Below are 974 nucleotides of genomic sequence, written 5' to 3' on the forward strand. Positions count from 1 at the left end.
GCTTTTTTATGTGCCATAGACGCTCTCCTTTAATCTTTCTTACTCTTTGATGCTACAGATACTTTCTTCTGCGACGCAGTCTTTTTTTCAACCGTTTTTTTAGCCGTCTTCTCAACAGAAGCAGAAGCTTTTGTTTCTTTTGGTGTAGTTTCTTCTTTTATAGGTTTCTCAGCAACTTTTTTAGGTTTTGAACCACCCATTAAAATTTCTAAAACACGAAGCCTCGTAAACTCTTGACGATGGCCACGCGTGCGTTTAGAATTTTGACGACGGCGCTTCTTAAATGCGATAACCTTGCGCCCACGTGCCTGTTCTAAAATCTCAGCTGTCACCAATGCATCAGCAACGACAGGGGTACCAATAACCGCATTACCTTCTTGCCCAACCATTAATATGTCATTGAATTCAACTACATCACCCGCATTTCCACTAACTTTTTCAACTTTTACCACTTGATTAGCAACAATGCGGTATTGCTTACCACCAGTTTTAATGACTGCGAACATTTTTTATCCTTCCGTTCACTCCAGCTCTTATTTAATTTCTGCCTTGAAATAAGGGAAAATAGGCTGCTTTTTATCAGTCGTAATAGATCTCAAAGAAGGATAAAACCTTCTTCAACACAAATATGCGCAGATTTCCCCACGCTTATATTTTGTATATATGAAGGAATTTCTATTCTCTGTCAATAAAGTCCCATAAAAAAGAAAAAAAGGTTGTACCAAAAACAATTGAAGGTTATCTACCTCTTATACACTCAAATAATACCGATTTTTGTTTCACTTTATTATGGAGAGATGGCTGAGTGGTTGAAAGCACCGCACTCGAAATGCGGCATAGAGGCAACTCTATCGGGGGTTCAAATCCCTCTCTCTCCGCCACAGTTTATAAAGCGATTGTAGCTTGCCAGCAGGTTTTGTATATTTTGCCACTAGGTTTTGTACCAATTCATTTTTTTTCAAAGAGTTTTAAAG

At 38.4% G+C, this 974-nt stretch carries 1 protein-coding gene and 1 tRNA gene; one reads left to right on the forward strand and one right to left on the reverse strand.

The genetic code is table 11. The annotated features are described in order from the left end of the window. Positions 1–29: 29 nt before the first annotated feature. On the reverse strand, positions 30–506 hold the full coding sequence (rplU, locus tag ACFIO3_RS14010; RefSeq protein ID WP_375606203.1) for a 50S ribosomal protein L21: 477 nt from the start codon (positions 504–506) through the stop codon (positions 30–32). 285 nt (positions 507–791) lie between these two features. Here rplU and ACFIO3_RS14015 point away from each other — a divergent pair. Then, positions 792–881: transfer RNA gene (locus ACFIO3_RS14015), tRNA-Ser, on the forward strand. Positions 882–974: the final 93 nt, after the last annotated feature.

The organism is Bartonella sp. AD328YNZD, from assembly GCF_042196425.1.